The organism is Bacteroides sp. 1_1_30 (assembly GCF_020982715.1).
Taxonomy (GTDB): Bacteria; Bacteroidota; Bacteroidia; order Bacteroidales; family Bacteroidaceae; genus Bacteroides; species Bacteroides xylanisolvens.
Genome location: NZ_JAJKHN010000035.1, coordinates 17,239 through 32,360, shown reverse-complemented (window position 1 = coordinate 32,360; position 15,122 = coordinate 17,239). Strand labels below are relative to the sequence as shown.

The following is a 15,122-nucleotide window of genomic DNA, read 5'->3' as shown; positions in this document are numbered from 1 at the left end:
TCATGAATAACTTATTTGTATATTGCGAAATAGAAGAAGGTAACGTTTTAGACGTCAGCCTCGAACTTCTGACCAAAGGTCGTTCGTTAGCCAACCAGTTGAACTGTCAGCTCGAAGCAGTGGTTGCCGGAACCGGCCTCAAAGATATTGAAAAACAAATCCTTCCTTACGGAGTAGACAAACTTCACGTTTTCGACGGCGAAGGACTTTACCCTTATACTTCACTTCCTCACACAGCTATCCTGGTGAACCTTTTCAAAGAAGAGCAGCCACAAATCTGTCTGATGGGTGCTACTGTAATCGGCCGTGACCTCGGTCCGCGCGTTTCTTCTGCTTTGACCAGCGGATTGACTGCCGACTGTACTTCACTTGAAATCGGTGACCACGAAGACAAGAAAGAAGGTAAGACTTACAAGAACCTGTTGTATCAGATCCGTCCGGCTTTCGGCGGTAACATCGTTGCTACGATTGTGAACCCGGAACACCGCCCGCAGATGGCAACCGTTCGCGAAGGTGTGATGAAGAAAGAAATCCTCTCTCCTACTTATCAAGGAGAAGTGATCCGTCACGATGTGAAAAAATACGTAGCCGATACGGACTATGTAGTGAAAGTAATCGAACGCCACGTAGAAAAGGCAAAGAACAACCTGAAAGGTTCTCCGATTATCGTAGCCGGCGGATACGGTGTAGGCTCGAAAGAGAACTTCGACCTGTTGTTCGACCTCGCTAAAGAACTTCACGCAGAAGTAGGTGCCAGCCGTGCTGCTGTTGACGCAGGTTTTGCAGATCACGACCGCCAAATCGGTCAGACAGGTGTAACGGTTCGTCCGAAACTCTACATCGCTTGCGGTATCTCCGGACAGATTCAGCATATTGCCGGTATGCAGGAAAGTGGTATCATCATCTCCATCAATAACGATCCGGATGCTCCGATCAACACGATTGCCGATTACGTAATCAACGGAACTATCGAAGAAGTTGTGCCGAAGATGATTAAGTATTATAAACAAAATAGCAAGTAAGGAAAGATGGCTAATTATTATACAGACATACCGGAACTCAAGTTTCACTTGAACAATCCGATGATGAAACGTATTTGCGAACTCAAAGAACGCAATTACAGAGATAAAGATGAATTCGATTATGCTCCACTGGACTTCGAAGATGCTGTAGACTCTTATGACAAAGTGTTGGAGATTACCGGAGAAATCACAGGAGAAATCATTGCCCCTAACGCAGAAGGTGTAGACGAAGAAGGTCCTCACTGTGCCAATGGTCGCGTAGAATATGCATCAGGAACCAAACAGAACCTGGACGCAATGGTGAAAGCCGGCTTGAACGGTATGACCATGCCACGTAAGTTCGGCGGTCTGAACTTCCCGATCACCCCGTACACCATGTGTGCAGAAATCGTGGCTGCTGCCGACGCAGGTTTCGGAAACATCTGGTCATTGCAGGACTGTATCGAAACTCTTTATGAGTTTGGTAACTCCGACCAACACAGCCGCTTTATTCCACGCATCTGCCAAGGTGAAACCATGTCAATGGACTTGACAGAACCGGATGCTGGTTCCGACCTTCAATCTGTTATGCTGAAAGCTACTTACAGCGAAAAAGACGGATGCTGGTTACTGAACGGTGTGAAACGTTTCATCACAAATGGTGACGCGGATATTCACCTCGTACTGGCACGTTCGGAAGAAGGAACAAGAGACGGACGCGGTTTGTCTATGTTCATCTATGACAAGCGTCAGGGTGGCGTGAACGTACGCCGTATCGAAAACAAACTCGGTATCCACGGTTCTCCTACCTGCGAATTGGTATATAAGAATGCAAAAGCTGAACTTTGCGGTGACCGCAAACTCGGTTTGATTAAATACGTAATGGCTCTGATGAACGGTGCCCGTCTGGGTATTGCCGCACAATCTGTAGGATTGAGCCAGGCAGCTTACAATGAAGGTTTGGCATACGCTAAAGACCGTAAGCAGTTCGGAAAAGCAATTATCGAATTCCCGGCTGTGTATGACATGCTGGCTATCATGAAAGGCAAACTGGATGCCGGACGTGCTTTACTGTATCAAACATCTCGCTACGTAGACATCTACAAAGCATTGGACGACATCGCCCGCGAACGTAAACTGACTCCGGAAGAACGCCAGGAACAAAAGAAATATGCTAAATTAGCAGACAGCTTTACTCCGCTGGCTAAAGGTATGAACTCTGAATATGCGAACCAAAACGCTTACGACTGTATTCAGATTCACGGCGGTTCAGGTTTCATGATGGAATATGCTTGCCAACGTATCTATCGCGACGCACGTATCACCAGCATCTACGAAGGAACTACCCAGTTGCAGACAGTAGCCGCTATCCGTTACGTAACCAATGGTTCGTACATCGCTACCATCCGCGAGTTCGAAACCATTCCTTGCTCACCGGAAATGGAACCGCTGATGTCTCGTCTGAAAAAGATGGCTGACAAATTCGAAGTCAGCACCAATGCAGTGAAAGAAGTACAAGACCAGGAATTGCTTGACTTCACCGCTCGCAAACTGGTGGAAATGGCTGCTGACATAATCATGTGTCACCTGCTGATTCAAGATGCCAGCAAGGCTTCCGAACTGTTCTCCAAATCTGCACATGTATATTTGAACTATGCAGAAGCGGAAGTAGAAAAGCACTCAAACTTCATCGAAAACTTCGATAAAGAAGACTTGGCATTCTACAAAAAGTAATAAATACTCTATCAAATCTCATAAAAGCATCCCTTCTTAGGAAGTGGATGCTTTTTTATTTGTCACATTCTATTATTTTTCATTATTATTCTATACATTTGTCAGTGAGATAAGTAATTTTTAATCGACGACTCTATATAAGAATAGAAATATGGCACTCAAACCTTCATATAACGACCAACTGCATTTACCGGGTTTATCAAAAACAGAAATCCTTATACTAGCTCTCGAAGCTTCGCAAAAGCTGGAGTGGAATATCGAGGAAGTGACTCCGGAAGGAGCACGATTCGAAGTCCCGTTCAATATGTATTCTCATGGAGAGGAAATAACCTTCACCATAGAACCGGGAAGCGACGGAGAAGTAGCTGTGCGCAGCCAATCCTCTTCCGTACAATTTGTAGACTATGGAAAGAACAGAAAAAATATACAAAAGCTACGCGAGACGATGGAAGAAATAAAAACATCCCTTACCCCGGAAGAGCTAACCCAAAAGGCAAAAGATTTCGAGGAAGAGTGTAACCGTCCGCTCACAGAAGAAGAGAAAGCCTATCTGGAGGAAGAAAAGAAAAGGAACTCTTTCTGGTCGTTCTTTATTCCCCGCAAAGGTTTTATGGCAACACCTATCCTGATAGACCTCAACATCCTTGTATTTATTGTGATGATTGCATCCGGAGTGGGAATCATGTCTCCTTCCACCTTATCACTGCTGAAATGGGGAGCCGACTTCGGACCGCTGACCCTTACAGGCGACTGGTGGCGTGCAGTGACCTGCAACTTCATACATATCGGTGCTTTTCATCTCCTGATGAATATGTACGCTTTCATGTACGTAGGACTTCTACTGGAAGGACTGATAGGAAGCCGTCGGATGTTCATGTCTTATTTACTGACCGGATTATGCTCGGCAGTATTCAGTCTTTATATGCACGGCGAGACAATCAGTGCCGGAGCCTCCGGAGCCATCTTCGGACTCTACGGTATATTCCTCGCCTTCCTGTTCTTCCATCGCATCGCAAAGGAACAACGGAAAGCGTTATTGACCAGTATCCTTATTTTTGTCGGTTACAATCTGGTTTATGGCATGAAAGCCGGGATTGATAACGCTGCACATATCGGCGGGTTATTAAGCGGTTTCCTACTGGGAATCATCTATGTATGCAGCTATAAATTTGAAAAAGCCGATGCGCAACGCACCGTTTCAATCCTTGGGGAGCTTGGTATCTTTTGTATTTTCCTGTTCAGCTTCTTGATGCTTTGCAAGAACGTTCCCCCTCTTTATCAGGACATACGCGGCGAATGGGAAAGCGGTATTGTAGAAGCCTATCTGAATGGTGAACTGGAAGAAGAAAACGAAAATGGTAACCAATCAGGCAGGGAGACTGCCAACAGTTCTTCTACCAGTCAATATCCTCCATACGTTCCGGTAGGCAATAACGATACATGGCTTTCTTATTACGATGCAGAAACAAATTTCAGTTGCCAGTATCCTACCAACTGGAGGAAAATAACAGGAGCGAAAGGATTGACTCCCAGCGCAGAACCTCCGTTGCTTAGGCTCGTCAACGGCGCCAACCAACTGACGATTACCGCTCTGACCTACGATACACAAAAAGAGTTTGAACATATCAAGAAGTTATCGCTCACTCTCCCGCGAAATGCACAAGGAGAACCAGCGGAAGACTATAAGCAGAGCAATGTCAACATCAACGGGCTATCCATGACAAGAACTACAAACCCTCTGCACATCGGAGCTCCTGATGAACCGGGAGAAGACATACAACAAATTGTATTACACTATTTCCAAGAAAGCAAGAAGCGAACTTTTACCATTGTTATGCTTGTCTATGACGAAGAAGCCGAAACCGATCTGAATGCTATTACATCAAGTATTCAGATCACCCAATAAAGAGAATATGAGAGTATATGTCCAAGTCAAACAGTTAGGAAAGCGAAAGTGCAATATCGAAAAGATTCCTGTCGATTTTCCTGTTCCGCCTGTCGATGTACAGGGGTTGATTGAAGCCATCGTCAGTTGGCAAGTCTGTGAATATAATGAACGCTTGCAACAAAGCGAAGTACTGAAATACCTCACACAGGAAGAAGTGGAAAATAAAGCAACTTCCGGCAAGGTTGGGTTTGCAGTAAACTATAACGGCAAACCTGCCGCAGAAGTAGAAGCAATCACCAACGCCCTGCAATCTTACGAGGACGGAATTTTCCGTATCTTCATTGACGATACGGAAACTGAAGACTTATCCTCTCCCACCGGACTCAAAGAAGAATCTACCATCACCTTCATCCGATTGGCTATGCTGTCGGGAAGACTTTGGTAATCATTTTCTTATAAACACACTTAAAACGAAAATAATCATGAGACTCATTTATAATGACGCATTAAACAAACGGATTGCTCCGTACCTGGAAAGGTTAACGAAAAAGAGAACCAGTTTAGACAAAGAGACAATGACACTGTTGGATGTATTTATGCAATACTTCAACATGGATACCCGGTATGGCACATACAGCGATAAACTAGAGCCTTGCATCATACATATTATTCAGGAAGAGAAGATAAAGAGTGTTGCCAATCTTTTCGACGGAAAGTTGAATAAAGTGCTCCGTTATCTATTGGGAGACGAATATGCTAACCTGTTCCACACCTATCTGAAGCTCAAAGCACGGTGTCCGTACACTCATGGATATTCGCGCCGGTCACAGCGGTCGGCGAATCCTCTTTTGCATTTCAGTCACATCATAGATGCGCTGACGGAATTTCTAAAACTACGTGCCACCGGATTCAGCGAACAAGCCATACTGAACGGAGGAAACACTCCGGAAGAAATAGAAACATACAAGGATGCGATGAACTGCCAAAACTGGATGGCCGCCCAAATAGCAGAAGGCAACCAAACTGTCATTGAATACCTCAACAACGTATTGACCAGCGAGAATAATGCCAACCGCCTCAATCAGGGACATCTCCAGGCTATCGCCGTGAGCGGTTACCGCCCGTTGCTGGAACTGGAAGGGAAGTTACTGCTGGCAGCCAAACTGCAGGAAGGTCTCCGTCAAGCTATCGTGGAAACGATGGACGAAGGATGCCCCGAAAGTTATCTCCATCTGTTCTCGGTGATCTGCGACAACGGCCTGCAACGATTTGCCTCCGTGAAACGCGGCATTGCAGTCTGTACGGGTATCGGAGAACAAGACAGCAGCGAGCGTATCACCAACAAATATGTGGAACTGATCCGCCGTTTTCTGAACGACCGGGAAGAAGCACGCAAAGCCCTCCAAAGCAAAGATACGGTCGAACTTTATCTGGCTCTATGGAGTATCGGATTCTATAATACGGAAGAAATCCAGACACTTGTTCCGGGAATAATTAAAGACGGTGCCAAATATCAGGTACAGACCTTACTTTACTTTTTACGCTGTACGCAATACTCCGGCATGAACCACCGTATCAGTAAAGATGCTTTTGAAAAATGGTATAACGAACCGTCGGTAGTAGCGGCTATCCTGCCACTGTATCTGTCCGGACTCTATCTTAGCCGGTACGGAGGACATAAGGACGCCCCGTCGCTCCATGATTATTTTGATAGCAAAGAAGAAGCGATCCGCCATTATGACTATCTGAAGAACGTCTATCAGTCCATCTCTGCCAAAGAGATTTATTCTCCATACGTATTCCCCTGGGAAAGTGCAGAGCTCACCCGTTCGGAAATCGTTCTCAAGATGGCGTATATCACCTGGATGACCAACGATTCTGCATTAAAAGACGATCTTTGCACTTGTCTGCCTTCTTTGGATACCTATATGCGGGCAGGCTATATCGGCGTCGTATTAAATCCCCCGACCAGCCATTTACAGGAAGAATATGTGCTGCAATCACTGGGCGACCGTTCGCAGGACGTTCGTGACGAAGCCTACAAAGTATTGTCCGAGATGACCTTGTCGCCCGAACAGAATCAGAAAGTAGAAGAGTTGCTGCGCTTCAAATATAGTGAGATGCGTATCAACGCCATCAATCTATTGATGAAACAGCCGAAAGAACAATTGTCCGGCAGTATCCGCCGCTTACTAACAGACAAGGTGGCCGAACGCCGCCTGGCCGGATTGGATATGATGAAGACTATCCACAACGTAGAATTTCTGCAAGATACCTATCAGGAACTGATCCCCACCGTCAAAGAAATTCAGAAACCGAACGCGAAAGAAAAAGTGTTGATAGAATCTCTGATTGGAGACGGAACGGAAGAAAACACCGCACAGCACTATACCAAAGATAACGGCTTCGGTCTGTACGACCCGGCTCTTGAAGTCAATCTGCCGGAGATTACCCAGGATAAAGGATTCAACGTGAAAAAAGCATTCGAATTCATTTGTTTCGGAAGGGCCAAACTCGTATTTAAAAAACTAAGCAAATACATCGAAATCTATAAGAACGAAGAGTTCAAGAATGGATACGGAGAAGCACGCCTGGTAGGCAACAGTGTCCTGATAAACTGGAGTAACTACGGAGGATTGAGCGGACTCGGTTTCCCGGAGCTGTGGAAGGCCTTCTACGAAGAAGAAATAGGAAGCTATGACAAATTACTGATGATGAGTTTCATGCTTGCATCGACAGGCGCTCCTAAAGACGATGACGACTACGATGAAGAGGATGAAGAAGACATCAAGGCAGACCAGAAATCAAGCAACACTTTCGAGCCGCTTGTTAACCGGATGTATGCCGGCATCACTTACCGCGGATTGCAGAAGGAACTCCGCAAGATGCCGTACTACGAACAGATGAGTGATATTATCGAAGCATTGTCATACGAGTATAAAGACGAAGCAGTCTACCAACGATTGGCTGTCAATATGCTGCTCCAACTGTTGCCTTTGCTGAATACTAAAAACATTTTCCGCCAGTACACCAACAAGCATGCATGGCTTCGGGACAAACTGGAATATGGAGAAAAAGAGATCATTTATCCGATACATAACAACAAGTTCGTAAACTTCTGGCTTGAAATGCCTCAAAAGCCCATGAGTGATGATCTGTTTATCCGCTACTTCACGGTGCGCTATCAACTTTACAAGCTCACCAACTACATGGAACACACACCCGAACTGGAAGAAACAGACTCTTACCTTCATGCCACGGACTTCGCCCGTGCATGGATGCTCGGAATCATCCCGACAGAAGAAGTATACCGCGAAATGATGGGACGCATCAGCTCGCCCGCCCAGATCAAGGCAATCACCACGGTATTGAACGACAACGTTCGTTTCAATAAGGAAAAAGAAAGATACGCCGACATCAAAAACGTCGATTTCTCTCTCTTCCGTTCTCTTGCACAGAAGATAGTAGACCGGATTCTTGAAATCGAACTAAAACGGGGAGACTCCGAGACACAAGTCACCAGCCTTGCGGAAGAACTAAGTTATATTTATGGAGCGGACACATTTATCCACATTCTGCAAGCATTCGGCAAAGATACGTTCATACGCGACAGCTACAACTGGGGCAGCACCAAACGAGGTGTATTGAGCAGCTTGCTCCATGCTTGCCATCCCCTACCAACAGATACCAGCGAAAACCTGAAGAAACTGGCGAAGCAAGCCGAAATCAGTGACGAACGACTAGTAGAAGCCGCCATGTTCGCTCCGCAATGGATTGAACTGACCGAAAAGGCAATAGGCTGGAAAGGACTGACAAGTGCCGCCTATTATTTCCACGCCCATACCAATGAAACATGTGACGACAAGAAAAAAGCAATCATCGCCCGCTACACCCCTATCGACGTGGAAGACTTGCGGGAAGGTGCTTTTGATATCGACTGGTTCAGGGATGCATTTAAGACAATTGGCAAACGACGCTTCGAAGTGGTCTACAATGCCGCCAAATATATCTCATGCAGCAATAGCCATACCCGTGCCCGCAAGTTTGCCGATGCCACCAACGGCGCGGTGAAAGCGGCAGATGTAAAGAAAGAAATAGTTGCCAAACGCAACAAAGACTTATTGATGAGCTACGGCCTCATCCCATTGGGACGGAAACCGGACAAAGAACTGCTGGATCGTTATCAATACCTGCAAAAGTTCCTGAAAGAGAGTAAGGAGTTCGGTGCTCAAAGGCAGGAAAGCGAAAAGAAAGCGGTAAACATCGCCCTGCAAAACCTGGCACGTAACTCCGGCTACGGAGATGTTACCCGTCTGACCTGGAGCATGGAAACGGAACTAATCAAAGAACTTCTCCCCTACCTGTCTCCCAAAGAGATAGACGGCGTAGAAGTGTACGTGCAAATCAACGAGGAAGGCAAATCGGAGATTAAACAAATCAAAGACGGCAAAGAGCTCAACAGTATGCCTGCCAAACTGAAAAAGCATCCGTATATAGAAGAACTGAAAGCGGTACACAAAAAGCTGAAAGACCAGTACACCCGCTCCCGCGTGATGCTGGAACAGGCGATGGAAGACTGTACCCGTTTTGAAGAAAGCGAATTGCGCAAGTTGATGCAGAACCCTGTCATCTGGCCATTGTTGAGACATCTTGTCTTTATCTGTAACGGACAGACAGGCTTCTACACCGACGGATTGCTGGTGACTGTGAATGCCGTTTGCCTACCGTTAAAACCGAAAGACGAGTTACGCATCGCCCATCCCACAGACTTGTACGCAAGCGGTGACTGGCACGCCTATCAGAAATTCCTGTTCGACAAAGCAATCCGCCAGCCTTTCAAACAGGTGTTCCGTGAGCTCTATGTTCCGACTCCGGAAGAAGTGGAAGCCACTCAATCCCGCCGTTACGCCGGCAATCAGATCCAACCGCAGAAAACGGTTGCCGTACTGAAAGGCCGTCGCTGGGTAGCCGACTACGAAGACGGTCTCCAAAAGATCTATTACAAAGAGAACATCATCGCCACCATCTACGCCATGGCAGACTGGTTCTCTCCTGCCGACATCGAAGCTCCGACGTTAGAATATGTCTGCTTCCACAACCGCAAGGACTACAAGCTGATGAAAATCTCGGAGATTCCTCCTGTCATCTTTTCGGAAGTGATGAGAGACGTAGACTTGGCAGTAAGTATAGCCCATGCCGGAAGCGTCGATCCGGAAACCAGCCACTCTACCATCGAGATGCGCAGCATGTTAGTGGAACTGACAATGCCGTTGTTCCATTTCAAGAACGTGACGATAAAAGGAAGTTTCGCTCACATCGAAGGCAAACTGGGTAAGTACAATATCCATCTGGGCAGCGGCGTGATCCATCAGGAAGGCGGCGCGCAGATTGCCGTTCTTCCGGTACATTCGCAAAATCGCGGACGCCTGTTCCTGCCTTTTGTAGATGAAGATCCGAAGACAGCCGAGATATTGACTAAGATTATCTTCTTTGCAGAAGACGATAAGATAAAAGACCCAAGCATCCTGAACCAAATCAAATAGAAAAGAGATGGCAGAGAATTTAATCATCGGCACAGGAAATAAGGAAGAGAAATACCGGGAGTTACTTCCGCAACTACACGCTCTGGTAAGTACGGAAACGGATCTCATAGCCAATCTTGCCAACGTGGCAGCAGCGCTCAAACAGACTTTCGGTTTCTTTTGGGTAGGCTTTTACCTTGTGAAAGAGGATGAACTCGTACTGGGTCCGTTTCAGGGTCCCATTGCCTGCACCCGCATCCGCCTCGGCAAAGGGGTTTGCGGCACAGCTTGGAAAGAGGCCCGGACACTGATTGTACCTGACGTAGAACAGTTTCCCGGACACATTGCTTGTAGTTCGGACTCGAAATCGGAAATAGTAGTACCGATCCTCCAACAAGGTGAAGTTGTTGGAGTGCTGGATATTGACAGTAATGAACTAGATAGTTTCGACACCATCGACGCACGCTATCTGGAAGAGATTTGTACGTATATTGGATAAGTTGACAACCATGCAAACGTCCTGAAAAAACAGAGGCTCTGATTGAGTGAATCAGAGCCTCTGTTTACTATAAATAGAGCCTCTGTTCAGGTCAAACAGAGGCTCTATTTTTTTACCAGTCCATATCTTCTATTTCCCGTTCCCGGTACAGTAGAAGTTGTTTGCGAAGCGAACTCATTTCGCGTCTCATATCTTCCATCTTTTCCAGTAAATGATGAATGGCATCGATACCTTCCATATTGATGGATAAGTCGTAGTACATTCTGCTGTAACGCTCCACGTTCGGGAGTTCCGACAAAAGCAGATAATGTTCGCCGCCTTCGGTATGTACGTTAATCAAACCGCCCTCTTCCAACAAGTCGATGAATGAAGGCTCAATATGACATTTGTGACAGTATTCACTGACAATAATTAATTCGGTCTGCATAGTGCTCATTCATTTTAGTTCATACTCTGTAATTGACGGAACAACTCTTTCTGTTTGTCGGTCAAGTTCGTAGGAATCTTGACGGAATAGGTCACAATCAAGTCACCGAATTGTCCTTCCTTCTTATAAACCGGGAATCCTTTACCTTTCAGGCGGACTTTCGTACCGTTCTGCGTTTCCGGTTTTATCTTCAGTTTCACTTTACCGTCCAGCGTGTCGATTACTTTCTCACCTCCCAATACAGCAGAATAAAGGTCTACTTCCACATCTACGTACAGGTCGTCGCCCAGGCGTTTGAACACCGGGTCTTCGGCTATCACAAACGTAATGTACAAGTCGCCCGCAGGTCCTCCGTTGACACCTTCGGCTCCGTAGCCTTTCAGTTTAATAACCTGTCCGTCGGCTACACCGGCAGGAATGGTGATACGCACTTGTTTACCATTGACGGTCAATATCTGCTTATGCGTTTGAGCAGCATCACGAAGGGAAAGATGAAGTTCGGCATTAAAGTCCTGTCCGCGGAATCCCGCAGAGCCTTGTCCTCTTCCTCCCCGATGTCCGAACATGGATTCGAAGAAATCTGAAAATCCACTGGCATTGCCACCGGAGAATCCCTCTCCATCGGAACTATACCAATAACTTCCGTTACCGTCGGAGAAACCTTGACCTGCACCACCGAATCCGCCGAAACCTCCCGCACCGCCATAGCCTCCGGCTTGTTGCTGTGCACGTTTCTGCGCTTCGAATTCATCGGCATGTTTCCAATGTTCTCCGTACTCATCATACTTTTTACGTTTCTCTGGATCACTTAGTACTTCATTGGCTTCGTTGATTTCCTGAAATTTATCCTTTGCACTAGGGTCATTAGGATTCAAATCAGGGTGATATTTCCGGGCCAACTTACGAAAAGCCTTTTTGATATCATTCTGCGAAGCACTTTTGTCTACTCCAAGAATCTTGTAATAATCTATATAGGCCATGTTTTATGAATTTAATCGTTCATACATCATACGGCAAATAACACGCCAATCCCGCTTTTGGATGCAAAAATTAACAAGGATTAATACCTAATACTTAATACTTGATATTCCTCTTTTCCAGCATCCGGAAGTCTTGCTTCTTCATACCCAAATCATCCAACGGACGGGGGTCGTTGTGATCGTTCAGATAAACTCTCGGTTTTAGGACGTAGTGCGGAGCCGTTACAGATTGCGAATCATCCCGGTAAGGAGTTTCTATTCCGGCTAAAGACAACATGGTCGGGAAGAAAGAGCTGCTGGAAGAAATATTCTTATCCTTATTATCCACAGCATTTTTCCAATGTTCGGGATAGGTTTCAAGGTAGTTGTCGGACATCCAGATGAGGAACGGCACGTGAAGTTGATAATAAGAAGGTACGGGAGAAGCGTGGAGGAACAGATGGCGGGAATCGTCGAAAATATCCTCACCATGATCGGAAGTGTAGAGCATAGCGGCATCTATCTGCTGTTTTTCCAACATGTGGATAAGGCGTGACAAGAAACCGTCCGTATAACGGATGGAGTTGTCATAGGCATTGACCAGGTTATCCCGGTATTTTCTTTCTGCTTCCATCGGATAATCGGGCGTAAAGAAAGCACTTTCCGACGGGTAACGTTCGCGGTAATTAAAGTGAGAACCGTAGGTGTGGAGCACGATAAATTGTTTCGTCGCACCTTTAGCCAGTTCCTGCTCCACCAATTTCAGAAGTTCGTCGTCAGAAGGATTATAGGAGGAACTGACAGAATCTTCTTTTATAAAATCGTACGTATCGGCTTCCATTCCGAAGAAGTCGATAAACGAATGGTTGTAACGTTGGTTGGAGAAAAAGGCTGTCCGGAAACCTGCCTCTTTGAAAGCGGTGATGATTCCTTTCTGATGATAGATAGAGTCGTAGTTGCAAGCGGTAGCGTCCGACATCAACATGGGGACACTTTTATGTGTCGTATTCGACTCTGTCAGTACTTTCGGGAAAGCAATCAGACCCGATTGCCGGGATAAGAGCGGGTTTGTTTCACGTTCGTAACCATACAGTTGCCAGTTCAGGGCACGGGAGGTTTCTCCTACGACCATTACGTATACTTCCCGTTTCTCTTTCGGATGCGTAGGCAGGGCATGGAAAGTAAAGTCCTTCGAAGTACGGTGATAATTCTGCGTCAAGGCGGTTCGTTGGAAGGCAAGACCTACGTTATAACACACGTTCAGCGGATATAAATCGGACTTCAACTCATATCCCGGGTCCTGCATATATGCTCCGACAAGGCTAAGGAGGGAGATTCCAAAGACTATGGAGGCTCTCTTCCGTTCTCTGCGGATAAATTCTGCCGTGAGTTTCCGCTTGCGTACAATTGAAATGGTCCCTAATATCAGGGCAGGTACGTAGAGTATGATGACAGCAATAATGGCAGGTGTGAGATTATCAAGCAATTCGAGGGCTTCACTCGAATTGGTAGTCACCAAGTTCAGAAACATATCGACAGCGATAATGGACTGGCCGAACAAATAAAGCAATACAATCTGAAAGGCTCCGAAAAACAGGAACAGGAATAAAATCCAAAGCATCTTGCCACAGTTTCTCGACAAAGTCATCAACAGATAATAGCAGCCGAAAGGCAAAAGCACATTACACACCTTTGCCATCAACGATAAAGGCTCTGTCAAACAGAGCACAAGGTTGGGTACTATCAAGATGAAGAGGAACAGATAAAACAGATGTTCCTGATTCTCCAACCAATTCTTTATATTCTTAAAAAGCTTCATTGATATTAAAAATAAATCCGGTCTGGTGTTTGCCAAACCCTAAATCCAAACGTACATTTACTCTCTTCTTAAACTCCCAACGATAACCGAAACCATAATTAGGCAGAATATGCTTCGGAGTAAACTCGGAGAGTCGTGGAAAAATCGTTCCCGCTCCTGCCCATACTGCTATTCCATTCCGTTTCCAGACGTGTTGCCGGAGTTCTATTTGCGCATCCATTGCTCCTTTGTCCCGATAGCGTCCTTCGTAATATCCGCGCATGGAGTAAGAGCTTCCCAGCGTTGCCATCAATCCCCACGGGGTATCGCCATAGGTGAGCAATGTGTGGAATTGTCCTGCCAGCACTCCGCCTTTCCATACGGGCTGATAATAGCTGGTAGTCAGTTCTGTGCTGCTAAACGCATATTTATTGCCGAGAAAAGCCGGGCTGAATCGCAGGTCTATCCGCAAGTAGTAGCCGTGAAATGCATTTGTCAGGAAATCACGTGAATCGTAAAGGAGGGAAAGTCCCAGGCTGGTATTGGTGGTCCGTGCCGCCATCCCTTCCCATAGTTCCGGTTTATCAAAGTCCCGTCCGTCAATATAATCAAATATGGCCATCGGGCCGATGTAGAAGTTCTTTGCCAGCCGGAACATAAAATCAACTTTCACCTGTGCTTGAAAACGTTTATAGTCGCTTTCATTATCAGAGTTGGCTCCATTGTCATATCCCCGTCCCCAATACAGGCTGGGGAAAGAATAGAAATAGAGATTGTAATTAAAGCGGTATTTGTCTTGCGGAAACAGATGGTTCCCACGGATTCCCAACAGGTAGAAGCCGACCGTCGACACATCTCCGTAAAGAGAGACATTGGAGGGAGGAAGAAGCGAATCGTTCCGATCGGTGCGATATAGTCCGGCTGCCACCAGTCCGAGTCCGAACTTGGTGTCACTGGAGTAGTGAGGACCACCTATCACACTGAAATCAAACTTTTTATTCTTTTTTTCCTTATTGGCGTCATTGAAGTAATCAAGAAACTTTTTAAAGAAGCTGCGCTTTGCCGGAATGGAATCTTCCATGGTTGCAGATATAGAATCCTCCGGCAGTTCAATTTTAGTAGAATGCAGCTGTGCGCCCAACGGGGTTTGTGTCAACAACAAAAGCGCGAATATGATTAGCCTGTTCTGTCTAGTATTCATAATCATAAGAAGTAGAAAACTTTGCGGACAAAGTTAGTTTCAAACTTCTTATTACAACAGAGTTTCAGAGGCTTTTGTTGTCCTGAATTTCCT

The 15,122-nt window shown here is 46.0% G+C and carries 10 protein-coding genes; 6 read left to right on the top strand and 4 right to left on the bottom strand.

Annotation, left to right across the window (positions count from 1 at the left end; translation table 11 throughout):
• Nucleotides 1–2 precede the first annotated feature (2 nt).
• From LPH68_RS12255 to LPH68_RS12230, 6 genes are all read left to right on the top strand, one after another.
• On the top strand, nt 3–1,022 hold the full coding sequence (locus LPH68_RS12255; RefSeq protein WP_055278939.1) for an electron transfer flavoprotein subunit alpha/FixB family protein: 1,020 nt from the start codon (nt 3–5) through the stop codon (nt 1,020–1,022).
• Between the two features lie 6 nt (nt 1,023–1,028).
• Nucleotides 1,029–2,735 (top strand): acyl-CoA dehydrogenase family protein, encoded by a 1,707-nt coding sequence (locus LPH68_RS12250; protein WP_120067358.1) that lies wholly within the window; start codon nt 1,029–1,031, stop codon nt 2,733–2,735.
• A gap of 151 nt (nt 2,736–2,886) precedes the next feature.
• Nucleotides 2,887–4,641, top strand: coding sequence for a rhomboid family intramembrane serine protease (locus LPH68_RS12245; RefSeq protein WP_120067359.1), 1,755 nt, complete (start codon nt 2,887–2,889; stop codon nt 4,639–4,641).
• 7 nt (nt 4,642–4,648) lie between these two features.
• Nucleotides 4,649–5,068: a hypothetical protein gene (locus tag LPH68_RS12240; protein WP_004314240.1), complete on the top strand. Its 420-nt coding sequence runs from the start codon at nt 4,649–4,651 to the stop codon at nt 5,066–5,068.
• Nucleotides 5,069–5,105: 37 nt separating this feature from the next.
• Nucleotides 5,106–10,166, top strand: coding sequence for a DUF4132 domain-containing protein (locus LPH68_RS12235; protein WP_151923453.1), 5,061 nt, complete (start codon nt 5,106–5,108; stop codon nt 10,164–10,166).
• Nucleotides 10,167–10,173: 7 nt separating this feature from the next.
• Complete coding sequence (locus LPH68_RS12230; RefSeq protein WP_120067361.1) at nt 10,174–10,644, top strand: GAF domain-containing protein; 471 nt, start codon at nt 10,174–10,176, stop codon at nt 10,642–10,644.
• Nucleotides 10,645–10,756: 112 nt separating this feature from the next.
• Here LPH68_RS12230 and LPH68_RS12225 read toward each other — a convergent pair whose 3' ends face one another.
• The 4 genes from LPH68_RS12225 to LPH68_RS12210 all read right to left on the bottom strand — a co-directional run bounded on the left by LPH68_RS12225 (nt 10,757) and on the right by LPH68_RS12210 (nt 15,035).
• Nucleotides 10,757–11,071, bottom strand: a complete 315-nt coding sequence (locus LPH68_RS12225; protein ID WP_008025905.1) for a chaperone modulator CbpM — start codon at nt 11,069–11,071, stop codon at nt 10,757–10,759.
• A gap of 14 nt (nt 11,072–11,085) precedes the next feature.
• Nucleotides 11,086–12,051 carry a DnaJ C-terminal domain-containing protein gene (locus LPH68_RS12220; protein WP_007748510.1) on the bottom strand — a complete coding sequence of 322 codons (966 nt, stop codon included), beginning with the start codon at nt 12,049–12,051 and terminating at the stop codon, nt 11,086–11,088.
• 94 nt (nt 12,052–12,145) lie between these two features.
• Complete coding sequence (locus LPH68_RS12215; RefSeq protein WP_151923454.1) at nt 12,146–13,849, bottom strand: phosphoethanolamine transferase; 1,704 nt, start codon at nt 13,847–13,849, stop codon at nt 12,146–12,148.
• On the bottom strand, nt 13,836–15,035 hold the full coding sequence (locus LPH68_RS12210) for a BamA/TamA family outer membrane protein (RefSeq protein WP_192923101.1): 1,200 nt from the start codon (nt 15,033–15,035) through the stop codon (nt 13,836–13,838). Before LPH68_RS12210 ends, LPH68_RS12215 begins: the two co-directional genes overlap by 14 nt.
• Between the last annotated feature and the right edge of the window lie 87 nt (nt 15,036–15,122).